This is a genomic window from Stieleria magnilauensis (assembly GCA_007753675.1).
Classification (GTDB): domain Bacteria; phylum Planctomycetota; class Planctomycetia; order Pirellulales; family Pirellulaceae; genus Stieleria; species Stieleria magnilauensis.
The window spans coordinates 9254162-9277938 of the sequence record CP036432.1 but is presented as its reverse complement, the minus strand read 5'-3'; the positions used below and the strand labels follow the sequence as shown (position 1 = coordinate 9277938).

The following is a 23777-nucleotide window of genomic DNA, read 5'->3' as shown; positions in this document are numbered from 1 at the left end:
CTTTCTCCATTTACAAAACGGCACTGCCCCTCGTACACTGCCGGGCTTTCCCGCGCCCGCTATCGGTGCGCCCGTTGGGTGCTTCGGAGGGTGCATGATGCTTTTTTCACTCGTAATTTTCCTGTTTCAGCGTGTTTGATTCCCTTTCAGACGGATTGCAATCGGCATTTAAGAGCTTGCGCGGCAAAGGCAAGCTGTCCGAGGGCAATATGCGCGAGGGGTTGGAGATCGTTCAGCGGTCTCTGTTGGAAGCGGATGTCAGTTATCCGGTCGTGCAGGAGTTCATGGGGCACGTGACCGAGCGGGCGCTCGGTAAGAAGGTGCTGCTGAGCCTGCGGCCGGAACAAGAGCTGGTACGAATCGTCCACGACGAGCTGGTTTCGATATTGGGGCCGGTCGATCCGTCGATCCATCTGAAGAAAGATGGTGCGACGATCATCATGTTGTGCGGCCTGCAGGGGAGCGGAAAGACGACGACCTGCGGCAAGTTGGCGCAGTTGTTGATCGAGCAAAAGATCAAGCCGACGTTGGTGGCCGCTGACCTTCAGCGACCGGCCGCGATCGAGCAGTTGAAGGTGATCGGCGAGCAATTGGGCGTGCCGGTCTACAGCGAGCCGGACAATAAAAATCCCGTCCAAGTCTGCAAGAACGGCGTCGCCAAGGCCGAAGCGGACGGTTCGCGGGTCGTGATTTTGGACACCGCCGGGCGGTTGGCCATCGACGAGGAGTTGATGGCGGAATTGGAGCGGATCGACAAAAAGGTCGGCCCGGATCAGGTTTACCTGGTGGTCGACGGGATGACCGGCCAGGATGCCGTCAACAGTGCCGACGCGTTCAACAAATCGCTCGAGCTGGACGGGGTGGTGATGACCAAGTTGGACGGCGACGCCCGCGGCGGGGCGTTGTTGTCGGTCAAGCATGTCACCGGCGTCCCGATCAAATTCATCGGAACCGGCGAGCATTTTGACGCACTGGAGCCGTTTCGTCCCGAGGGGATGGCCGGCCGAATCCTGCAGATGGGCGACATCGTGGCCGCCGCCGCGGAAGCCCATCGGATCGTCGACGAGAAGGAACGCGAGGAGTTGGAGGCCAAAATGGCTTCTGGCGACTTCACGTTGGACGATTTTAAGAACATGATGGAGAAAGTCAGCAAGCCTGGCTTGATGGGCCGAATGATGGGCTTGATGCCCGGCATGGGTCAGTTCAAGGAAGCTTTGGAAAGCGAAGAGGCGGCCGGGGGCATTCGGCAGACGATCGGCGCGATCAATGCCATGACCGCGGAAGAACGCCGGAATCCCAAGATCATCGACGCCTCGCGTCGGACGCGGATTGCCAAGGGTGCCGGCGTGCAAACGCCGGTGATCAGCCAGTTGGTCAAGCAGTTCGACGTCATGAAACCGTTGATGCAGGGCATGGCCGGCGGCTCGATGATGGATCGGGCCAAGATGATGCAGCAGCTGCAGGGGGCGATGGCCAGTGGCAATGGCAGCCTGGACGGTATGCGTGTCAAAAAAGGCACCGGCAAGCGATTGTCAAACGCCGAACGCGCCAAGTTGCGAAAGCAACGTGACAAGTTGAAGCGTCAAAAGCGACGAAACAAGAGATAGCAGTTCACCAACACAATTTGTTTTTTCCTGGAGTGAGTTTGAAATGTCAGTTCGAATCCGTCTGAAAAAGATGGGTCGCACCCACCGACCTTTCTTCCGAGTCTGCGCAATGGACCAACGGTCGCCGCGCAACGGTCGGGTGATCGAAGAGTTGGGATATTACGACCCGATGTGCCCCGAGACCGACGCCCGCGTTCAACTCAAGAGCGATCGCGTGGACCACTGGTTGAGCGTCGGCGCGCAGCCGAGTGAAAAGGTCGCCGTGCTGATCAAAAAGTACGGCACCGACGGCACGCATCTGGAAGCCCAAAAAGAAGCGCTCGCGCGACTCGGAAAGCGAAAGGAATACACCCCGGCACCCGCCGAAGCACCCAAGCCGGTGGCCAAAGAAGAACCCGCCGCCGAAGAAGCTCCGGCCGAAGAAGCTGCCGCTGACGGTGAGTCGGTTGCCGAAGCCGAAGCGACCGCCGAGTGATTTCGGATTGCTGATTCGTCCGCTTCTCATCGGTCACCTGTTCAACGGCAATTTGGATCCCGGGAGAGACACGAGTGCGATTTGACATCGTCACGCTGTTCCCGGCGATCTTCGACGGCTACCTGACGCAAAGTCTGTTGGAAAAAGCGATCGCCAAAGGGCTGGTCGAAATCCACCGACATGACTTGCGTGACTGGGCCGCCGATACGCCGCACCGAAAAGTGGATGATCGGCCCTTCGGGGGAGGCCCGGGCATGCTATTGCAAGTCGATGTCACGGTGCCTTGTGTGGAAGACATTGAGCGGATGGCGGAAACGCCGTCGCGAAAGATCATGCTGACGCCGCAAGGCGAGCGATTTGACCAACGCATGGCGGAGGACTTGGCGCTCAGCGACCGAGTCCTATTGCTGTGCGGGCGTTACGAAGGGTTCGACCAACGAGTGGTCGACATATTGGAACCAGAGGAAGTCAGTGTCGGCGATTTCGTCTTGAACGGAGGCGAGGTCGCGGCGATGACGATCATCGACGGCGTCGTGCGGTTGCTGCCCGGCGTGTTGGGTGATCAAAACAGTCATGTGGATGATTCCTTCAGCCGCGGAAATCGGTTGTTGGAGTTTCCGCAGTACACGCGACCGCGAGACTTTCGGGGGCACCACGTTCCCGAAGTCTTACTCGGCGGAAACCACGAAGCGATCGCCGCGTGGCGGGCCGAGCAAAGTCGAATCAGAACGAAACAACGTCGAGCGGATTTGCTCGATGAAGAAGAGTAGACAGCACCAGACAACCGGATTCGCCAGTTTCCGGGAACTTGAATTCCACGCCCGAAGTCTGGCGACTTCGGCGATCAGTCAGACGAAGAGAGTAGTACGATGAGCCAAGCCATTCTGGACAAGGTCGAGAAGACCGCGATCAAAGAGAACCCGCCGCAGTTCGAAATCGGCGACACCGTTGACGTTCACTTGCGAATTCTGGAAGGCAACAAGGAGCGGATCCAGGTCTTCACCGGTGTCGTGATTGCCATCTCCGGTAGCGGATCCAAAGAGATGTTTACCGTCCGACGGATCGTCGCCGGTGAGGGTGTGGAGCGAAAGTTCCCGCTGCATAGCCCCCGCATCGAAAAGGTCGAAGTCAAGCGGAGCGGTGTCGTGCGTCGCGCGAAACTGTACTTCTTGCGTAACCGCGTCGGTAAGGCCGTGCGTCTGAAAGAACGCCGCCGATCGTAGACCGCTCGTTAACATGGCGCGGGCAGACGCGTTGGTGTGCAGGCTTTAGCCGTCCACGGTCGCTGCGTTGCAGCGACCGGAATCGCCTAAAGGCTAAACACCAACGGTGCACGATGTGGCGACTGCCGTAGGGCATGCTCTGCATGCCAGCTTGCCTGGAAGCCTATCCCGCTCGTGTTTGCCCATGACACGTCCAACGCCCCCGCGGTTCATCCGGCAGCTTCTGGATCGTTATTCCCAGTGGCGCTACGGGCGGGTCGATCCCGATGCCCCGATCGGCCGACAGGGCGAGCAGGTGGCGGCACGGTTGTTGCGCCAAAAGGGATTCGTGGTGGTCGCTGAAAGTGAATCCGACCGCGGCGGCGAAATCGATTTGATTGCCGCCGACAAGAAGTCCCGCACGGTGATCTTCGTCGAAGTCAAGACGCTGCAGACGACCCGCCCGGGGCATCCCGCGGATCGGGTCGATGAAAACAAGCAGGCCCGGATCACCCGGGCGGCGCTGCGATTTCTCAAACGTCGCAAACTGCTCGGCGCATCGTGCCGTTTCGATGTGATCGCCATCTGGTGGCCCAAGGGCGAACCGGTGCCGGCCAAAATCGAGCATTACGAACACGCGTTCGAAGCCGCCGGTGATTTTCAGATGTGGGCCTGAGGCGAGTTCCGCGAAGTGGATGCTCGCGGTGGCAAGATTCTCGATCGCCACGCGAATCCCATCACGAACGCGCTCGTCCGGTTCGTCGATGAATTAGACTTGGAAGGGCGTTGGTCAGATTCTGCCTCCCACCCCGCAGTCGAATGAAGATGCTTGTCAAAATGCTGGTCGTGATTGGCGTTTTGGTCGGCATTGGTACAGTCGGATACAAACCGGCGCGGACGTATTGGGAAGAACGCAATCGGGTGAAGTGGGAAACCGCCGCGATCGTCCGTGGCGATGTGACCCGCTATGTCAACTCCACCGGTTCGGTCCGGCCGGTCCAATCGGTCTTGGTCGGTTCGGTCGTCTCGGGGCCCATCGAGGAGTTGAACGTTGATTTCAACGACGAGGTGAAGAAGGGCGACGTGCTGGCGACGATCGATCCGCGACTCTTCAAAGCCGATGTCGCCAGGGACGAAGCCACCTTGGCCACGCGAAAGGCGGAACTGGAACGGATCGAAGCGGAACTGATCCAGGCCAACAACAGCTACGAGCGCGGTCAGAAGTTATACACCAAGAAAGTCGGCTTCCTCTCCGATAGCGAAATGGACGCGTTGGTGTTCGACGTGAAGTCGTTGGAAGCGCAGTTGAAGGTCGCGCACGCGATGATTCAGCAGGCCGAGGCATCGTTAGAGAACTCGCAGGCGAACTTGAATTATTGTGAAATCACGGCTCCGGTCGACGGCGTGATCATCGACCGCAAGATCGATCCCGGCCAAACGCTTGCCGCATCGTTTCAGACGCCGGAACTGTTCATTGTCGCCCCTGATTTACGTGACAAGGTTCACGTGTTCGCCTCCGTCGACGAAGCGGACATCGGACTGGTCCAAAAGGCTCAAGCTGAATCGCGACCGGTGACCTTCACCGTCGACGCTCACCCCGATGAGTTGTTCAGCGGTGAAATCGAACAGATCCGCGTCAGCAGCGTCGCCAACCAGAACGTGGTCACCTATCCCGTCGTCATCGTGACCAGCAATCCCGACTTGAAACTCTTGCCGGGAATGACAGCGAGCATCTCGTTCGAAGTCGATTCGATCAGCGACGTGCCGAAATTGCCCAACGCAGCACTGCGTTTCTTTCCCGAAGATGTCCAATGGGTGCGCGAGTCCGATCGGCATCTGATCGATGGGTCGTTGTGGAACACGAAACGGGATCGCGATGACGAAGAGCGGCAACTGCCGGCCGCGGAGAAAGCGGAGAAGCGAAGGGTGCGGAACAAACGCCACGTCTGGGTCGTCGATGGAAAGTGGTTGCGTGCCGTGGAGATCGAAACCGGTTTGAGCGAAAGCGGTTTCACCGAGCTGAAGTCGGCGGCGCTTTCGGTCGGTGATCTGTTGGTGACCGGCAAGGAAGTGAAAAAGTAATTCGCCCATGTCTTTCTTCGATACCATTCGGATCGCGCTGAGGGCCTTGTTGAAAAACAAGATGCGCGCGGTGTTGACGATCATCGGCGTGGTGATCGGGATCGCCGCGGTGACGACCATCGTGTCGATCGGTCAGGGCGCGAATCGTCTGGTGCAAGGTGAATTGGAGAACCTTGGGACCAACGTGATCTTTGTGCTTCCGGGGCAGACCACCGACGGTGGCGTTCGTCAGAACGATGCGCCTTCGTTGACCGCCGCCGATGCCGAAGCGATCAGCATGGAATGTCCGGCGGTCTTGGCCGCTTCACCGCTGGTGTTCACCGGCGGGCAGGTCATTTACGGCAATGAGAATTGGAGCCCCAAGGAGATGTTGGGTGTCGGCACGGACTTCTTGCAGGTCCGCAATTGGAGTCTTCAGGCGGGGTCGTTTTTTAGCGAAGCCGACATCGAGTCCAAGGCCAAGGTGTGCGTGATCGGTCAGACGTTGATTCCAAAATTGTTTCGCACCACCAATCCGCTCGGCGAGACGCTCCGCATCAACAATGTGCCCATTCGCGTGATCGGAATCCTGTCCAAGAAAGGGGCCAACATGGTTGGTGATGACCAGGACAATCTGTTGCTGATGCCGCAGACGACGGTGCGGAAGCGGTTGCTCGGGTCACCGATGGATAACATTCACGCGATCATGGTTTCGGCTCGAAGCACCAACCAGATGAGCACGGCGACGCGGCAGATTCGCAATCTGTTGCTCGAGCGACATGACATCGCGCCGGGGGAGGAGGACGATTTCGACATCACGGACATGGAAGAGGTTGCCGGAACGTTGGGCATGATCACCGGGACGCTGACGCTGATGTTGTCGGCGATCGCGGGGATTTCGTTGGTCGTCGGGGGCGTCGGGATCATGAACATCATGTTGGTCTCGGTGACCGAACGGACGCGAGAGATCGGCATCCGGATGGCGCTCGGGGCGCGGGGCCGCGACATCTTGTGGCAGTTTCTGATCGAGTCGGTGGTCTTGTCCAGCATCGGCGGGGTGATCGGATTGGCGCTCGGAACGGGCATGTCGATGGCGGCCACGATGTTGATCAACGCCTACAAGCCAGGGACGGAATGGCCGATGGTGGTTTCGTTTCCCGCCGCGTTGGTCGCGATGGGATTTGCCGCGGCCGTCGGCGTGTTTTTTGGTTTTTATCCCGCTCGGCGGGCCAGCAAGTTGGACCCGATCGACGCGCTCAGGTACGAGTAACCCATCATGGCATTGATCGAGCTTCGAGATGTCAGACGCGTCTACGACTTGGGCGAAGTCCAAGTGCATGCGCTCCGCACGGTCAGTTTGGAGATTGATCGGGGCGAATACATCGCATTGGTCGGTCCCTCGGGCAGTGGCAAGTCGACGTTGATGAACACGCTGGGTTGTTTGGACCGACCGACGCACGGCAGCTACTTGCTCGACGGCCAGGAGATCGTTTCGATGAATCGCGACCAGCGGGCCCGGATTCGAAACAAGCAACTCGGTTTCGTGTTCCAAAACTTTAATCTGCTCAATCGGACGTCGGCGTTGGAAAACGTCGAGTTGCCGCTGATGTACGGCCCACGTCTGTCCGCCCGCCAGCGGCATGATCGGGCGCGTGAGGTCTTGGATCAGGTCGGGTTGGGAGACCGCTACCATCATCATCCCAGCCAGCTCTCCGGCGGTCAGCAGCAGCGCGTGGCGATCGCCCGGGCGCTCGTCAATCGTCCGTCAATCTTGATGGGGGATGAGCCGACCGGCAATCTGGATTCTCAGACCAGCCGCGAGGTGATCGCGTTGTTCCAAGAGCTGAATGAAACTCAAGAGATCACGGTGATTTTGGTGACGCACGATCCCAACATCGCGCGGAATTCCAAGCGGACGATCGTGCTCCGCGACGGGGAGGTTGTCGAGGACACGACCGATTTTTCCAAAGCCAAAGCGGCCCTTGATGCCGAGACGGACGAGTAAGGGGGACGCGGCTTCCTGTCCGGCCATCATTCTGCCCCGAATCATTCTGCCACCTCTCTTTTCCGGTACGGCAAATTGGCAGAATGACTCGGGGCGGAATGATATTGTTTGGACGAGCGGTTAAACTGGCTTGCTGTACGCGATCCCGTTGTCTCTCAATCCATGCATTCGATGATACGTTCCCTTACCACCTCACTCGTCTTTCTTGCCCTCCTGTTTGTTTCCACGGCCAGCGCCGAAACCAAGCCCAATGTGATCTTCATCCTGCTCGACGACATGGGGTGGGGAGACTTTGGCGTGTTGCATCAAAATGATTCGACGCATTCAAAACGTCACCATACGCCGATGTTGGATCGGATGGCTGCCGAAGGGATGCAGTTGCGTGACCATTATTGTCCGGCGCCGGTTTGTGCCCCAAGTCGTTCGTCGCTGTTGACGGGGGTGCATCAAGGCCACGCGGTGGTGCGTGACAATCAGTTTGACAAGGCGCTGGAGGACAATCACACGCTTGCGACGGTGATGAAGGCGGCAGGATACAAGACCTGGTTGGTCGGCAAGTATGGTCTGCAGGGTGCAACCAACGGCCAGGACGACGATTGGACTCCGGCCGACTGGCCCGCTTACCCGACCAAGCGTGGCTTCGATGAGTTCTACGGCTATGTCCGCCACCGCGACGGTCACGTTCATTATCCGGCGGAAAACTGGAACCTGGGCGACAACGAATTGCATCGCACGCCCAAACAGATTTGGCACAACGATCGGGAGGTCAGCAAGGGTTTGGCCAAGTGCTACACGACGGACCTGTTCGCCGCCCGCAGCAAAGACTGGATCGCCAAGCATGTGCAAAGTGGTTCCACCGAGCCGTTCTTTTTGTATCTCGCCTACGACACGCCACACGCGGCGCTTCAATTGCCATCGGTTGCATTCCCCAAAGGCTACGGTCTCGACGGTGGATTGCAGTGGCTCGGCAAGCCGGGGGCCATGATCAACACCGCAGTCGGGACGGTGGACGGGTATCGGCATCCCGACTACACCGGCAAGGGTTGGTCAGATGTCGAAGAACGTTTTGCGACGATGGTCCGCCGCATCGATCATAGCATCGGCGACTTGTTGCAGACGTTGCGTGATCTATCGATCGACAAGAACACGCTGGTCGTCGTCAGTTGCGACAACGGTCCGCACCACGAGTCGTATTTGCGTGATGCGCAAGACAATCGCGTCAACTACACGCCACAATCCTTTCAGTCGTATGGTCCCTTTGACGGAACCAAACGGGATGTTTGGGAGGGTGGGATTCGTGTCGGCACGTTGGCGTGGTGGCCCGGACAGGTGGCACCCGGATCGATCGATCGGTCACCCTCTCAGTTTCACGATTGGATGCCGACGTTCGCGCGTGCCGGTGGGATCGCACCGCCGGCAAGAACGGACGGGGTTTCGTTGTTGCCGACGCTGACAGGCGAAGGGACGCAGCGGCAGGGGCAGGTTTACATCGAGTATTTCAACGGCGGCAGGACACCCACGTACGGCGATTTTGATGCGTCGAAACGGAACCAGCGACGCCGGCAAATGCAGGTGGTGTTTGTCGATGGCTACAAGGGCGTGCGGGTCGACATCCAGGATCACAGCCAGCCGTTCGCGATTTATGATCTCAAAAACGATCCCAAAGAGCTTCATGACCTTGCCGGCACGGGCGAGAAATTCGCCGAGTTACAACAGAAGATGCACGACCGCGTGCTGCAACTGCGCCGGGCCAATCCGTCGGCACCGCGGCCTTATGACGATGTGGCGATTCCGGCGGTGAACGTGAGCCAACAGGAAGGTTGGACGTATGACGTTTACCCCGGGCCGTTTCCTTACGTGCCCGATGTCGAGGAGCTGCAGCCGACCGAGACGGGGCGATCGGATGAATTGTCCGTCGACGATGCCAAGGGAGCGGTTCGCTTTCGTGGCGTTTTTGTCGCCCCCGAAACCGGGATGTACGAAGTCACGTTGTCGGCCGGTTCACGAACCTTTGCGCGGATTCATGATGCGGAGTTGATCGATGCCGATTTCGGTTTCGATCCCGGCCGAACGTATTCCACCAGGATACGACTCGAAAAAGGCATGCATCCGGTGACGGTCACGACGCTGGCGGATGGTGAGGTGACTGTCGGTTTGGAGTGGAAACGGAAGTGATCCGGTTGGCAGGAAAATGGGGGCAGGAAAACTGTTTTGGGGGAGATCAGACAGGAAAATGGGTGACAAGAAAATGAGAAGGACCTCGCCTGATTGTTATGTCAGGCGGGGTCCGTCGTTTTTCTGCCCCCATGTTTCTGTCGCTGAGATCTAGCGGCGGAAGATGCGTAGGGTCAGCAGCAGTTGATCCGAATCGAGATCCACGTTCAGGTTGCCGGCGGGGGCACCGCCAGTGATCGTGGTCAGGTTCGTGTTGGCGTTGCCGAGATCGACGCGGCGATAGCCGAAATCCAGTTCAACGTTGGACAGCAGCTTGCACGTCAGTCCGACGCCGAATTGGTAGGCGAGGTCGTCGTCTTCTTTGACGCTGGAGACGACACCGTCGTTTGCGGCGAATTCAAAGTGCGACCAGCCCAGACCGCCACCGGCGTAAACTTCGAAGTTGTCGCTGATCGGTTTGTCGATCCAAACGTTGCTCAGTCCGCTCCAGCGCTCGGTGAACGCACCACGGTAAAAGAACGTGTACGGTCCCGGAGGTCCGGGGAAGCTGTTGAGCGTGAATTGCGAATCGTCGTAGAACGTGTATTGGGACTCCAGGCGGATCTGGTAGCCACAGCGGTCGTATTCCCGTCCGTAGGCGAATCCGTACCCTTCGTTGGTTTCATGTTCGATTCCCGACGCGTCGAAGTTTCCGTTGGTATTGCGTCCGGAGCCTTCCATGGTCAGGAAATCGCCTGCGAAGGACCCCGAGAGATAGCAATTCGTAAAATCGAAACGCTGGGCGGAGGCTGACGAGAGTCCGACGACGGACATCACGAGTGTGAGAAACAGTTTTTGTCCGAGACGCATGTCCGAATCCTTTCGATGGGGGATTTCGATGGGGGAAGCAGTCACCATTCTGTCCGCAGGAAAAAGCATCCCAGCTTCCCCGCATTAAGGGATTTCGGGCGTTGCCCCCCTCTGGGTTGGCGAAATTAATTCTGCTCCGTCTAACGTGGACCACCGCGTCGCTTTGACCAATCGATACGGTTTACCGCCCAGGCCGAAGAATCGCCGACAGGCCGGTCATTTTCGGGAGGATGACCGTCCGCGGGTTCGCCTGCAGGCGGTTTGGGTTACACTAGCTCGACTCGAATCGGACAATGGGAAAGGGGGGCCGACCCCGTGCAAGCCGGTCGCGCACGGCTGAGATTCAAGCAACGCTAACGTGACACGATCGTCGACGAAAAGTTACATGTCTGGACAACTTCAATCAGCAGCACAGGATCACACGGCACTGAATCCCCCACCGCAGAAGCACGGCTCACAAGGCGATCTTTCGGGTGATGATGTCAACGCGATTGATCGGTTGCAGCAGGCGTATGCCGATTTGCGCCGCGAGCTGTCGCGCGTCATCGTCGGTCAAGCCGAAGCGATCGAGCAATTGGCGATCTGTTTTTTCGCCCGCCGCAATGCGTTGCTGGTCGGGGTGCCGGGGTTGGCCAAAACGCTGTTGGTCGGCAAATTCGCCGAGACGTTGTCGCTGAGTTTCAGTCGGATTCAGTTCACGCCGGACTTGATGCCGATGGACATCACCGGGACCGACATCCTGCAAGACACGGCCGAGGGACGGCGTGAATTCCAGTTCGTCCGTGGTCCCGTGTTTGCAAACGTGGTGCTGGCCGACGAAATCAATCGGGCCCCGCCGAAAACTCAGGCGGCGTTGTTGGAAGCGATGCAGGAAGGCAACGTGACCGTGCTGGGCAAAGAGTTTGCCTTGCCATCGCCCTTCATGGTCTTGGCGACCCAGAATCCGGTCGAGCAGGAGGGGACGTATCCGTTGCCCGAAGCACAGCTGGATCGTTTCATGTCATTGATCGAACTGGGCTATCCCAGCGAAGCGGAAGAAATCCAGATCGCACGGATGACCACCGGGGAGCGTCAGCCGGTCTTGGATTCGCTGCTGTCGGTCGAACAAATCCTAAGCCACCAAGAAGTCGTTCGCCGCGTTCCGGTGCCCGATCATTTGTACGAATTCGCCGCCAAGCTGGTGCGTCAGACGCGGCCCGACGGCGGCACGGCACCGGATTGGCTGATCCCGCTGGTCGCCTGGGGCGCCGGACCACGCGCGGTGCAGAGTTTGATTCTGGGGGCGAAAAGCCGAGCGGCGCTCTACGGCAGCTACATGGTTCGCCAAGAAGACATCCTGGCCGTCGCATCGCCCGTGCTTTCCCACCGGTTGGTTTTGACCTTCGCCGCACAAGCCGAACGCATCACCGCCCGTGAGATCATTGCGAAGTTGATTTGAGATTTATGTTTCAAGTTTCAAGTTTCAAGTTTCAAGATTTGAGATTTGAGATTTGAGATTTGAGATTTGAGATTTGAGATTTGAGATTTGAGATTTGAGATTTGAGATTTGTTGACGGGGTGGGGTGCGGAGTACTGAAACGAACCGCTGGATGTTTTTACTTTTGTCACACGCATGATCGAACCTGGTTCTGACCCCGATGCCGTGACGGAATCGTTTTTCGATCCCGTGCTCGCGGAGCGTTTGTCGGCGATTCCGTTGACGACACGGCGGCCGATGTTGGGCACCGTTTCGGGGCGGCACCAGAGTCCGCATCGCGGATCGAGCGTTGAGTTTGCCGAGTACCGACGTTATCAGCCCGGCGATGATTTGAGGCGATTGGATTGGCGGGCTTACGGGCGAAGCGATCGCTACTATGTCAAGGAATTCGAAGCCGACACCAACTTGCGTCTGGTCTTGGTCCTCGACGGCAGCGGATCGATGGGGTTCGGTGACAAGCTGCAGGCGGCGCGGCAGATCGCAGCCACGCTCGCCTACATCGCGATTCGTCAAGGCGATGCCGCGGGATTGATTTGTGCCAGCGACGCCGGATCGGAATTGTTGCCGCCGCGGCGGATTGCCGGCCAGGTGTCGGTGTTGTTCGAGCGGTTGCGAAACCTGCAAGCCGCCGGGGTGACGACCCTGGAAGAAACCCTTCATCAGCTGGCCGAAACGATTCGTGAACGCGCCTTGATCGTCGTGATCTCGGATCTGTTGCTGGAGCCGCCGACGCTCCGCAGCGCGGTCGAGCACTTGGCGTTTCGCAAACACGATGTCGCCGTCTTTCATTTGATGGATCCGGTCGAGTTGCAACCCGATTGGGATCGACCGATACGATTGGACGACATGGAGGGCGATGAATCGATTTTGGTCGATCCCGATGAGATCGCCGCCGGCTACGCAGACGCCGTCCAGGACTTTCTCGAAGAAGTCGAACGGATCAGTCGCGAGACGGCGGTCGACTATCACCGTGTGATGTTGGACCGGCCGATCGAAGAGTCGCTGATGGGATTTTTGGCCGGGCGAGGAAGAGATTCGGCTGTATGAGCTTTCTGAGACTCGGAGCACTGTGGGCTCTTCCGCTGGTTCTGATCCCGATCGTGATTCATTTGATTCACCGTCGCAGGCATCCCACGGCGCCGTGGGCGGCGATGATGTTTCTCCGCCGCGCCACCCAAGCACGTCGCGGTCCGGCAAAGCTGAGACGGTGGTTGATCCTTGCCGTGAGAACCTTGGTCGTCGCGGCTGTCGTGTTCGCACTGGCGCGTCCACTTTCCAGCGGCATGTTCGGCGTCGCGGCCAGTCGTGTCGTTTCGGGGGCGCCTTCGGTGGTGGTCTTGGATCGGTCTGCCAGCATGCAGCGTCGAACCGAGTCTGGATTGACCCACCAGGCGGCCGCACTGCGCCGCGTCGCGGAGACGCTGCGGACGTTGGGCACCGAGCGTGTGGTGTTGATTGACAGCGTCAGCGCCGCACCGATCGAGTTGGCGGATGTCGATGCGTTGACCGATCCACAGCTCACCGGCGGGGCGGCGTCCGCGGCAGACGTGCCAAAGATGCTGCGCGTCGCGATGCAGTACTTGATGGATCACGATCATTCGGTCGCCGACGTTTGGGTCTGCAGCGATGGTCAAGTGAACGATTGGCGTCCCGATGCCGCGTCATGGAACCGAGTCGTTCAGGCGGCCCAATCCTTAGGTGACGGCGTTCGTCTGCATCTGGTGGACGTTGCCGATGATCCACGCGTGAATACTTCGGTTGTGTTGACCCGTCTACGCGTCATCGATGCAGGTCCAGGCAAGGAACTGGCGGTTTCGGTGCTCGTCGAGCGGCAGGACGACGCGTCGGTCGTCGTTCCGCTGCGTCTGGTGGTCGGGGGCGTGACCCAATCCTTCGATGTCCAGGTCGACGATGGACGAGGGGAATTGATTGATGCACGTGTCCCGGTGCCGGAAGACCAGGACGTCATCTACGGACAGGTTTCGATTCCGGCGGATGTGAACGCCGCGGATGATGATTGGTTTTTTGTTGCGGCTGCCGATCAGGATCGTCCCATCGGGTTGGTCACCGAGTCGCCGTGTTTGGCCTTGGAGGTGGCCGCGGACGTGCTGGGCAACGTGGTGGCTGCCGAGGGCGGGGCAGGGCAGGGGAGTCGTCTGCAACAACCGAGACAACTGCCCGGCGGTGTGGCGTGTTTGATCTGGCAGGGACAGCTGCCCGTCGGCGACGATGCCGCGGCGGTCACGCGGTTTCTCGAGAGCGGCGGGAGCGTCGTTTTTTTTCCACCATCCGATGTCGACCGCGGAATCGAGTTCCAAGGCGTCCGTTGGGCGCAATGGACTCGGGGCACCGTTCGGCAGGCGAGCTTCGATCAGTGGGAATTGCCGATCGCCGCTTCGTGTTCCCTCGACGGCCAAATGGTGCGATTGGCGGAGATCGGCGAGGGGGAACTTTGGATCGGAAAGATTCGCGTCGGCGAAGGAGCCGCTTGGTTTTGCGGAGCCGACGTGATCGACGCCGACAGCTTGTTCGTCACCGATGGATTGGTGCTGTATGGATTGATGTCCGAAGCGCTCAATGCCAGCCCGCTGCAGGTTGCCGGTGATGGCGGGATCGTGGCGGGAACAGATGACCGCCGTCTGCAAAACGGGGCGGATCCGTTGAGCGAGACGGCAGACATCGAAACGCTGCTTGCCCGCGACGAAGCGATCGGCATGCCACTGGGGCACGGCGCCGGGGTGTTTGCGGTGAGGCACTCCACGGAAAGTGCACCGCGGTTGGTCGCGGTCAATCGGCCGGCGGCTGAATCCGATCGCCAGACAATCTCCGACTCGCAGCTCCAGGGGCTGCTGGGCGATGTTCGCTGGAACCGCGTGGTCCTACGTGGTCCCCAAGCCGACTCCGACGGCGGTCTGGTGCAGGAGATTTGGGGTGTGATCTGGGTGATGATGATCATCGGGATGTTGTGCGAAGCCTGGTTGACGTTGCCGGGGCGGGCACGAGGTGAGTCGCGATGGTTTTGATTTCTGCTGCGGCGATCATCGCTGTGATTTGGTTCTCATTGACCGCCTGGCGACGAAGTGGTCGTCGTTGGCGCGTCGCCGTGGTCGAGTGCTTGCGCGTCGCTTTGGTGACCGTCGCGATCGTGCTGCTGTGGCAACCCGAGACGACGTACCATATTGATTCGGATCGCAAGGGAGAAGTTGTCTTGTTGATCGATCGCTCGGGCAGCATGCAAACACGTGATGTTCTGTCCGAATTCCGGTCGGCCAGTCGTCAGGAGATCGCCGACGGCATCGACGAGGACGCGGCGTGGGCGCGGTTGGACGGTCGATTCAAAAAAGTTGATGTCTCGCTCGATGAGGGCCGCGACGGTTCCAGTGATGGTGGCAGCGACCTGGGCAGCGACCTGGGCAGCGACCTGGGCGGCGCGTTGGATCGGGCGGCCGAGCGTCATGAATCAGCCGTCGCGTTCGTGTTGGTGTCCGATGGCGATTTCAATCGGGGGCGTTCGCCGGTTCAGGCGGCGGCGGAAATCGCCGCCCGCAGCGGTGGTCGCGCACGCGTGGACTCGATTCCCATTGGCAGTGCCGATCGCTTGCCCGACATCGAACTCGTTTCCGCCGACGTTCCGACCTTTGGTGTTGTCGGTAAACCCGTCCGGATTCCGTTCACGATACGGAACTGGTTCAGCGAGACACGCGAAGTGACCGTGTCGTTGCTCCAAGACGATCGCGCCGCGGACGCCCAGACGGTTTCGATCCGCGGCGGTGCGCGTTTCGACGGGGCATTTGTGTGGCGATCCGACCAGGCAGGCACGTATGCCTTGACCTTCCAAACGCCCGTGATCGAATCGGAGATGAATCGGGAGAACAATCGGCTGAGCAAGACGATTGAAATTCGCGAAGAGAAACTGCGTGTGTTGATCATCGAAGGGATTCCACGATGGGAGTATCGCTATTTGCGAAATGCGTTGTTGCGTGATCCGGGGATCGATGTTTCGTGTTTGCTCTTTCACCCCCAGTTGCCGGGGATGGGCGGCGGCGGAGAAGACTACTTGGCGTCGATGCCGGAGGATCCCGCGGAGTTGGCGTCCTACGATGTGATCTTCTTGGGCGATGTCGGTATCGCGGAAGGGCAATTGACCGTCGAGCAGTGTCGACAGATTCGAGGGTTGGTCGAGCAGCAAGCGGTGGGCTTGGTGTTGATGCCGGGAACACGCGGACAGCAAGCGTCGTTGTTGCCCAGTGAACTCGGGGAATTGGTGCCTGTCGTGATCGACCCTGCCAGGCCGTTAGGGGTTGGCAACGGCGCGCCGGCATCGTTCGCACTGACCGGGGCGGGCCGACGAAGCCTGTTGACGGCGCTGGACGATGACCCACAGACCAACTGGGCGGTCTGGGAATCGCTGCCGGGATTTTATTGGCACGCCGCAGTGGTCCGCGCCAAAGCGGGCAGCGAGGTGCTGGCGGTACATGCCGAATCAAGCAATCAATACGGGCGTGTGCCGCTGCTGGTCACGCGTCCGGCCGGCGCCGGCAAGGTCCTGTTCATGGGCATCGATTCGGTTTGGCGTTGGCGGATGGGTGTCGAGGATCAATACCACTATCGTTTTTGGGGCCAAGTGATTCGTTGGATGGCCTATCAACGCAACATGGCGGTCGGAGAAACCATGCGATTGTCCTATCGACCCGATCAGCCGGAGATCGGAGAAACCGTGACGTTGAGGGCCAGCGTCATGACCAGCGACGGGACACCCTCCCAAGCCGATGCGGCGATGTTGGAAATCGTTTCACCAACCGGTTCGAACCAATCACTGCGACTGCAACGCGAAGATTCGCAGTGGGGTGTGTTCACCGCGCAGACCCAGTTGGACCAGTACGGCGTCTACGCCTTGACGCTCCGGCACCCCACGGAAGACTCCACCGTCACGGCGCGTGTTGCGGTGCAGGGCAGGGGGGACGAACAGGTCGGTCGGCCGGCGCGGCGTGATATCATGATGGAAGTGGCCAAGGTTGGCCGCGGCCAGACATTCGCGCCCGATCAAATCAATCAACTCGTCGATCAACTCAATCGCTTGCCACCCGATCCTTCCACCGTGCGACGCATCCAGTGGTGGAATCACCCCGCGGTGCTGTCGGCCATGATCGCCGGATTGGCGCTCTTTTGGGTCGGAAGAAAATGGGCGGGAGGGGTTTAGGTTTCAAGTTTCAAGTTTCAAGTTTCAAATATCGAATATCAGATTTCAGATTTCAACAGCTAACAGCTAACAGCTAACAGCTAACAGCTAACAGCTAACAGCTAACAGCTAACTGCTAACCGCTAACCCCTCTTTCCTGCATCTCCTCCATGACAACCCGTCAATCCCATCACATCGCGATTCCCGCTCGTTTGCTTGACAAACTGGCTGAGTTTCGGCGCGGGTTGGTGTGGCTGGTGGGGCGTGATCATCTGGTTCGTTTTCTGTTGATCGGCATGATCGTGTTTTGGGTGTTGCTGATCGCAGACCGATTCGTCGAAACCCCCGTCTCGATTCGCTGGGGGCTGTTGGCGGTGATCGCCGTGGCGATGGGCATTGCGGTGATGCGACTGTGGCAAACCATTTGGGATTGCCGGTCACCGTTGCGTGTTGCTGAGGTGATCCGTCGGCGCGATCCTGTATTTGGTGATCACTTGGTCGGTGCGTTGGAATTGGCAGACTGTGAATCAGAGCAGGCTCGTTCGGTGACGCTGTGTGTCGCGGCGCTGGAGCAAGTGGCCGATGAAGCGGTGGCGCGAGATTTCCAGCAGGCGCTTCCCGACTCTCATCTTCGTGTCATGACACGCGGATTGTTGGCGTTGTTGGCGTCCGCCGTGTTGATGGTTGCGTTGGCCCCGCAAGCGGTTTGGAACGCGGCGACACGACTGTTCGCTCCGTCGGCTGCGATCGATCGTTTTACGTTTGTGACATTGCAACCGCTTCCGCCTGAGCGGGTCGTGCCGCGCGACGAGCCGTCAGATTGGACGATGGCGTTGGATTCCCAAAGTCGCTGGACGCCGCGTGATGCGACGCTTCGGATTGGAACCCATCGCTCCACCGCTCGTGTGACTCGATCCGACGACTCCGGTCCGGCACGCTATTCGTTCGAATTGCCACGGTTGTTCGAGCCTTCGATCGCGGACGTTCAAGTGGGTGATGCACGCCACCGGGTCCGATTGATCCCCAAGCTTCGGCCACAATTGACGAGCGTCGTTGCAACGGTTCGGTTGCCGGATTACTTGGCCGGGCGAATCGACGGCAGCAAGCTGCAGACCGATTACGACGCCGGTGTGATTCGCATCGTCGAAGGCGCCGCGGCGACGCTGCGGTTGAAGGTTTCGTCGGCTTTGGCCGATGCAACCGTCGACGGCACGCCGGTCGCTGTGCAGGGGAATCAATTCGTGGCGGAACTGGGGACATCGGCGGAAGATGCCCGTTTGCACTGGACCGATCAAGACGGATTGGCGGCAACCGAGCCAATGACGGTGACGGTGCAGCGTGTTCCCGATCAGCGGCCGACACTGCTGGTCGAAAACGAATCGATTCCGCCGCGGGTGTTGGACAGTCAAGCGTTGCGTTTTACGGTGACGGCACAAGACGACTTTGCCGTCCGCCGAGTCGGGATGCAGTGGTCCGCGGATTCGAGTTCCGAGTCGGGGGAACGGGTGCTGGGATCCGGCGACGAGGGCGGTTCGTTGGCCGCGGTGTTTCAGGCGACGTCGCTGTCGGTTCCGCCGGGTGAAGTGAGCGTGCGGTTTTGGGCCGAAGACGACTTTCCGGGACGCGAGCGGGTGTATTCCGATCCGCTGCCGATCCATGTGCTGACCGCCGATGAGCACGCCGTCTGGATCGCCGGCCAATTCGCTCGTTGGCGTCAGGCCGCGATGGATGTTCGGGATCGAGAACTGAATCTGTTCTCTCGCAATCGCGAATTGGCCGAAGTCGCCGTCGCAGAGCGAGATGACCTTTGGCGTGACGCGGTGGCCGAGCAGGCGCGGGCGGAAGCATTCAACGGTCGGCAACTGGAAGCATTGACCGGTGAAGGGGAAGCGTTGTTGCGACAGGCGGCGCGGAATGATCAAGTCGACGTGGACTATGTCGAAAAGTTCGCCGCAACGATCCAGACGCTGCAAGAGATGTCCGATGATCGCATGCCGCGCGTCGCCGAGTTGCTGCAGCAAGCGTCCGAGCAAGAAGACGAAGAATCAAAGTTCGCGGAACTGGCGGGGCAGGAAAGCTCGCAAGGCACGTTGGCCGAGTCGAGTGATGGCGACGTTGCCGACGACTCACCGCAGGACGCTGACGGGGAATCATCCGAGCGGATTAGTTTGGCGGGCACCACGATCGTTGATACGTCCAAGCGGTCGCCCAAGAGTGAAAGTGAGAAATCGGAAGAAGACAGCTTGACGATCGCCATCGAAGATCAAACCGACCTGGTCGCAGAATTCGATGCCGTGGCCGAGGAACTCAAAACGCTGATGGGGAACATGGAAGGCAGCACACTGGTCAAACGTTTGAAATCGGTCAGCCGGTTACAGGATCGGGTCGCCATGCAGCTGGGGCGAAGCATCGAATCCACCTTCGGCCAAGCCGCCGAATCGAATGGTGAGGTGTTGCAGTCGGTTGTTGCCGACGTGATCGAGTCGGCGGCTCGGGTTCGCACGGTGCTGGACGACTTGGAAGCGTTTTGTCGACGACGAGAGATCGAACATTTTCAGTCCGTGTTGGATGAAATGACACAGGCGCGTGTCTTGGAACAGCTCAAAGCGTTGCAGGAAGGAGTCCCGTCGCGGCCCGGCGTTTCGATCTCCGCGGCCGAATATTGGTCGGACAACTTGGATCGCTGGGCCGATGACTTGGTGGATCCGGGTTCCGAGCAATCTGAATCGGGACCACAGAATAAAAAGTCGCTTTCGCCGGCGGTGATCGTGGAAGTGTTGAGGATCTTGGAAGCCGAAGTGACGTTGCGCGAACAGACGCGCGTCGCCGATCAGGGACGCGAGGCGATGCAGGAAGCGGACTACGTCAGCGAGGCGATTCGGTTGAGTGAATCACAGGATTTGTTGCGAGATCGTTTGGACGCGGTCGTCGACGGGATCGAGGCATTGCCGGACGGGTTGTTGAATTTTGGAGAAGAGATCGAAGTGCTGGGGTTGGCCAGTGCCGCGATGGTCGACGCGTCGAAGACATTGGTCACGCCCGAAACCGGACCGGTCGCGATCGCGGCGCAAACCGAAGCGATCGAATTGTTGTTGCGGAGTAACAAGATCAGCCCCGAGGGCGGCGGCGGTGGCGGAGGAAGCGCCGGGGGAGGGCAGGGCGGCGAGACCGATCAGGCGGCGATCGCGTTGCTGGGTCAAGGGCTCAATCAACTCGCCATCACTCGTGAATCGGAAACGCGGTTGTCCGTCGGGCGAGACCGTGACGAGGTGCCGGAACGATGGCGAGCGGGTTTGGATCGGTATTTTGATCAGCTGGAACAACGCCGGTCGGCAGCGGCCGTGGAGGCGGGGCAATGAACAAGCCAATGGGCATTCTGACTCTCTGGGTGTTGCCGTTACGACAAGTTGCATGGGTGCGCGCCGGCTGCCTTCGCACCGCTTTCTGGACAGGCCATGCGAGGGTGACTCGCCGATGGATCGCTTCAATCGTTTTGACTTGCGCGGTGACGTTTGTTGGCGCGCTGTCAGCCTACGCCCAGGCCCCTCGTGTGACCTCATCGGATTCGGCGTCGACCAATGTCGGAGAGATGGTCTCGCGTGACGTGCATGAGATCTATGCCAAGGGGCTGGAGTTTCTGACGCAGACCCAGGACGAGCGGGGGACGTGGCCGGCCGGTGAGGGCGTCGGACCGGGAACGACGGGGCTGGCCGTGCTGGCCTTTTTGGCTTCCGGCGAAGACCCCAATTTTGGTCCGCATCGCGACGTGATCCGCAAAGGGTTGCGGCATATCATCGCCGGCCAGTCCGCGGTGACCGGTTACATTTCTCCCAGCATGTATCATCACGGGTTCGCGATGCTGGCTCTTTGTGAAGCCTACGGTGTGGTCGACGACTCGGATCTGTATCCGCCCGGCGAGCGGGAATCCCAGCGCAGTCTCGCCGAAGCGGTGGAGCTGGCCGTTCGTGCGGCGCTGACGGCACAAAAGAATAATCGTCGCGGTGGATGGCGTTACGCTCCCAACGCAAGCGATGCCGATACCTCCGTCTCCGGCGCCGTCGTGATGGGCTTGTTGGCCGCGCGCAACGCGGGAATCGAGGTGCCGGATGAGTCGATCGATCGGGCGATCGATTACCTCGTTTCGATGACAGCCGAAGACGGCTCGGTCGGCTACACCAGTGCAAGCGAAGGCGGTGGTGGCGAATCGGTCGCCCGCAGCAGCATCGTGAACCTCGTGCTCGCCATCGCCGGACGAAAAGAGTTACAGGCCTACCAGTCGACGTTGCAGTACCTCGTTGTCAACCGCGACGCCGAGCCGATGTGGCCCGAATACGCCCGCTACTATCAAGCCCAGGCGTACTTCCAATCGGACGTTGCGGTTTGGAAACAGTGGAATGATCGGCTGATCCAACGACTCAAACGTGACCAGAAGCCGAACGGAAGTTTTGACGGAGATCTCGGCGTCACCAACAGCACGTCGATGTCCTTGTTGGCGTTGGCTGTGAACTATCGATTTTTGCCGATCTATGAACGATAACCTTCAAGACATCCCGGTGCGATCAGATGGCGTTGAGCCCGCAGGCTTGCGCCAGACGGTTGCAGATCGTTTGACATCAGCCGCCTGCGCGCTCGTGGTCGGTGTCTTGTTCCTGTTGATCGGTTCGGTGGGGAATGCGTCCGCTGACGATCCCGGCATGCGTTTTTTGCTGGTCGACGGCAGCAAGTTTGACGGCACGTTGTCCGCCGCCGAGGAGTCGGGGAGGCTGCGGATCAACAGCACACGGTTCGCCCAGCCGATCGAAATCTCGACCGAAAGTCTGTTGGAGGCTCGTCGCGAACCCTTGAACTCTGGCAGTGTTGTAGGTGATGGTCTTGATACTTCCACCAACACGTTTGCATTTCTGTTGAACGACGGCAGCCGATTTGTTGGCAACGTCGCCTCATGGTTAGACGGAGTGATCGCGCTGGAAACCGAAGACTTGGGGCGGGTTTCGTTTGCCGCCCAACGCGTGGTCCGTATCGTCGACCAGGCGAGCATGCCGCATCAGATTCTGGCCTTGTCCGACGCTCGCTATCGCTTTCGTCGAGAAACGGGGTGGAGCTTTACCGAACAGGGCATGGCATGCACCGTCCCGGAATCGACGGCGGTCGCAGGCATCGATCTGCCGGATCGATTTCGAATTCGAATCGAAGTGGATTGCGAGGGAACGGCCGATTTTGAACTGTCGCTCGGTGATCGGTCGCCGGGCGGGGCAGGGCAGGGCGGTGCGCGGGTGGATCGGCGGGGTGGGTCGATTTCACGTTTGCCGACCGAGCGTTTCGTCACCCGAGTGGAGTGGTTCGGTGAAAGTGTCTCGTTGGTCCGCAGCAATGCGAGTGTTTCCGATGCCGGCGTGTTTGACGTGACGGATTCGCCGGGACGGTTGGAGCTGGATTTGTATTGTGACCAGGTGACCGGGCGGCTGCTGGCTTACCGAGACGGCGTGCTGCAAGCGGACGTCTCGCTCGTCGATGAGGAGCCCGTCGTGCGGCGCGAGTTGACGTTGATCAACCGCGGGGATCCGGTGCAGCTGACGAGTTTCGAATTGTTCCACTGGGATGGCCAAGCGCCGCCGTCACAGTTCTTGCCCGATCGCTTCACCCTGTTTCGCGACGGATCGATCGTTGATCAAGTCGCCGAGGAATGGGATGCGGATCGATTTCGTGTCGACGGCACGTGGCACGCCATAGACGATCTTGCGCGGATGGAGTTTGCCGTGGCGACGCACGTTACATCGGCGTGTGATGTGAGTCTGTCTGGTGGTAGTCGAGTGCGCGGGCAGGTGGAAGGCCGAGATCCCGATGGTGCAATCCTTGTGCGTGATGGGACGGGAACCGTTTTGGCCGTCGCAACGTCGCGGGTCACGCGCTGGGTGGGCCGATCGGAGGACGTGACCGCGCCGCCCGTCGATGCGTCTCAATTCCAAGCGGACGGCGTGTCGCTGTGGGGACGTTTGCTGGACGGTCGCGACGTTGGAGCGACGTTCGGCTGGCGATGCTTGTCCGGCGAGAATGACGTCGGAATCTCGGCGACCGATGGCGTGACGATTCGGTTCGCGTCGACGTCGGATTCGGATGCAGAGTCCGTGCCCGAACCCGGCATGCTGGAACTGCGTTGCGGCGATCGCTTGCCCGGTCAATTGATTTCGATTCAGCCCAACGGTGTCCGTTTTCAAAGCGATTGGTGTGGGGAGGTACTGGTGGCGTTGGGCGAGGTCCGTCGAATTCGAACGGGTCCGGCGGTCGCGGCGGGCGAGACCGATGCGCCTTGGTTGACGCGTCTGCCGCGACGGATGGCGGATTCGCCGCCGACACACTTGCTGGTTTCGCCCAACGGTGACGTGTTGCGGGGGCGATTGTTGTCGATGGACGAAGACACCGCTCGCATCGAAATCCGCGGTCGGACGCGGCTGATCAATCGCTCAAGCGTGGCGGAGGTGATTTGGCTCGGGCCGTCCGACGAAGGTTCAACCGCGTGTCGCTACGTCATCACAACCCGTGACGGTGCGCGGTTGGGGCTGCAGACGGCCGGATTTGATGGCCGCGAGTTGTCGGGCAGGCAAACCGAATTGGGGAACTGTCGCGTCCCCGCGGCGGCGCTGGAAAGTCTTCGGTTCGGAACCAGAGACGCGTCGCCGGGCGAGACGTGGGATCTGGTGCCGGTGAAGGAACCGAAGACGTTTGAGTGAAGACAGCCTCTGCCGATTG

The 23777-nt window shown here is 59.7% G+C and carries 17 protein-coding genes; 16 read left to right on the top strand and 1 reads right to left on the bottom strand.

What is annotated here, in order from left to right; translation table 11 throughout:
* Nucleotides 1–131: 131 nt before the first annotated feature.
* From ffh to TBK1r_RS33375, 9 genes are all read left to right on the top strand, one after another.
* The gene (gene ffh, locus TBK1r_RS33415) at nt 132–1607 is read left to right on the top strand and encodes a signal recognition particle protein (RefSeq protein WP_145219958.1); all 1476 of its coding nucleotides are present in this window, start codon (nt 132–134) and stop codon (nt 1605–1607) included.
* A gap of 109 nt (nt 1608–1716) precedes the next feature.
* A complete protein-coding gene (rpsP, locus tag TBK1r_RS33410) occupies nt 1717–2082 on the top strand; it encodes a 30S ribosomal protein S16 (RefSeq protein WP_419581611.1) in 366 nt (121 codons plus the stop codon).
* Nucleotides 2083–2156: 74 nt separating this feature from the next.
* Nucleotides 2157–2852, top strand: coding sequence for a tRNA (guanosine(37)-N1)-methyltransferase TrmD (gene trmD / locus TBK1r_RS33405; protein ID WP_145219954.1), 696 nt, complete (start codon nt 2157–2159; stop codon nt 2850–2852).
* A 99-nt stretch (nt 2853–2951) separates the two neighbouring features.
* Nucleotides 2952–3305: a 50S ribosomal protein L19 gene (rplS, locus tag TBK1r_RS33400; RefSeq protein WP_145219952.1), complete on the top strand. Its 354-nt coding sequence runs from the start codon at nt 2952–2954 to the stop codon at nt 3303–3305.
* Nucleotides 3306–3489: 184 nt separating this feature from the next.
* Complete coding sequence (locus tag TBK1r_RS33395; protein WP_145219950.1) at nt 3490–3960, top strand: YraN family protein; 471 nt, start codon at nt 3490–3492, stop codon at nt 3958–3960.
* A gap of 143 nt (nt 3961–4103) precedes the next feature.
* Entirely contained in the window at nt 4104–5366 is a 1263-nt protein-coding gene (locus TBK1r_RS33390) for an efflux RND transporter periplasmic adaptor subunit (RefSeq protein WP_145219948.1), read from the top strand.
* Between the two features lie 7 nt (nt 5367–5373).
* A complete protein-coding gene (locus TBK1r_RS33385) occupies nt 5374–6615 on the top strand; it encodes an ABC transporter permease (RefSeq protein WP_145219946.1) in 1242 nt (413 codons plus the stop codon).
* Nucleotides 6616–6621: 6 nt separating this feature from the next.
* The gene (locus TBK1r_RS33380) at nt 6622–7350 is read left to right on the top strand and encodes an ABC transporter ATP-binding protein (RefSeq protein ID WP_145219944.1); all 729 of its coding nucleotides are present in this window, start codon (nt 6622–6624) and stop codon (nt 7348–7350) included.
* A 171-nt stretch (nt 7351–7521) separates the two neighbouring features.
* The gene (locus TBK1r_RS33375) at nt 7522–9525 is read left to right on the top strand and encodes an arylsulfatase (protein WP_419580645.1); all 2004 of its coding nucleotides are present in this window, start codon (nt 7522–7524) and stop codon (nt 9523–9525) included.
* A 150-nt stretch (nt 9526–9675) separates the two neighbouring features.
* Here the strand turns inward: TBK1r_RS33375 and TBK1r_RS33370 are convergent, their stop codons facing one another.
* The gene (locus TBK1r_RS33370) at nt 9676–10374 is read right to left on the bottom strand and encodes an outer membrane protein (protein ID WP_419580644.1); all 699 of its coding nucleotides are present in this window, start codon (nt 10372–10374) and stop codon (nt 9676–9678) included.
* Nucleotides 10375–10759: 385 nt separating this feature from the next.
* Here TBK1r_RS33370 and TBK1r_RS33365 point away from each other — a divergent pair, with 385 nt between their 5' ends.
* The 7 genes from TBK1r_RS33365 to TBK1r_RS33335 all read left to right on the top strand — a co-directional run bounded on the left by TBK1r_RS33365 (nt 10760) and on the right by TBK1r_RS33335 (nt 23758).
* The gene (locus TBK1r_RS33365; RefSeq protein WP_145219938.1) at nt 10760–11812 is read left to right on the top strand and encodes an AAA family ATPase; all 1053 of its coding nucleotides are present in this window, start codon (nt 10760–10762) and stop codon (nt 11810–11812) included.
* Nucleotides 11813–11986: 174 nt separating this feature from the next.
* Nucleotides 11987–12898 carry a DUF58 domain-containing protein gene (locus TBK1r_RS33360; protein ID WP_145219937.1) on the top strand — a complete coding sequence of 304 codons (912 nt, stop codon included), beginning with the start codon at nt 11987–11989 and terminating at the stop codon, nt 12896–12898.
* Nucleotides 12895–14874 (top strand): BatA domain-containing protein, encoded by a 1980-nt coding sequence (locus TBK1r_RS33355; protein ID WP_145219936.1) that lies wholly within the window; start codon nt 12895–12897, stop codon nt 14872–14874. The genes TBK1r_RS33360 and TBK1r_RS33355 overlap by 4 nt, the downstream gene beginning before the upstream one ends.
* Entirely contained in the window at nt 14865–17051 is a 2187-nt protein-coding gene (locus TBK1r_RS33350; protein ID WP_145219935.1) for a hypothetical protein, read from the top strand. Before TBK1r_RS33355 ends, TBK1r_RS33350 begins: the two co-directional genes overlap by 10 nt.
* A 149-nt stretch (nt 17052–17200) precedes the next feature.
* Nucleotides 17201–20389, top strand: coding sequence for a hypothetical protein (locus TBK1r_RS33345; protein ID WP_145219934.1), 3189 nt, complete (start codon nt 17201–17203; stop codon nt 20387–20389).
* A gap of 191 nt (nt 20390–20580) precedes the next feature.
* Nucleotides 20581–21567, top strand: a complete 987-nt coding sequence (locus TBK1r_RS33340; RefSeq protein WP_419580643.1) for a prenyltransferase/squalene oxidase repeat-containing protein — start codon at nt 20581–20583, stop codon at nt 21565–21567.
* Complete coding sequence (locus tag TBK1r_RS33335; RefSeq protein ID WP_145219933.1) at nt 21557–23758, top strand: hypothetical protein; 2202 nt, start codon at nt 21557–21559, stop codon at nt 23756–23758. The genes TBK1r_RS33340 and TBK1r_RS33335 overlap by 11 nt, the downstream gene beginning before the upstream one ends.
* Nucleotides 23759–23777: the final 19 nt, after the last annotated feature.